1 protein-coding gene is annotated in these 403 nt (G+C 66.0%); it reads left to right on the forward strand.

The genetic code is table 11. The features are described from left to right. On the forward strand, nucleotides 1-203 hold a 203-nt coding region (locus tag EXE42_RS17165; RefSeq protein ID WP_137707081.1), incomplete at its 5' end, for a DUF2061 domain-containing protein. Nucleotides 204-403 lie beyond the last annotated feature (200 nt).

Genomic DNA, 403 nt, shown 5'->3' on the forward strand with positions numbered 1-403 from the left:
CCCGTCGCCGCGCGGTGGTCAAGACGCTGTGCTACCGGGCGCTGATGGTGACGATCACGGTCGCGGTCGCGTGGCTCGTCGTCGGCGACGTCGGTCAGGCGGCGAGCATCGGCTTCGTGACGAACGCCGTAAAGACGCTCACTTACTACGGCTACGAGCGGCTGTGGGACCACGTCGCCTGGGGCGTGAGTCCCTCCGGGTGACCGGCGAGCGGCGTTTCGGCTACCGAGCGTGAGACGAAACAGCGGGTCGGGCTCCCCGGGCGACTAGCGCGGAGCTTACGACTGAGTGGACCGAACGACTCTCTGAAGCTCGGTATCCGGAACAGTTTTGTTTCGGCTGCTTGTTGAGTTCCGAAACGAATGGCCGACGGCCTCGACGCGGACGCCTACGACGCGCTCGT

This window comes from Halorubrum sp. SP3, from assembly GCF_005435195.1.
Taxonomy (GTDB): domain Archaea; phylum Halobacteriota; class Halobacteria; order Halobacteriales; family Haloferacaceae; genus Halorubrum; species Halorubrum sodomense.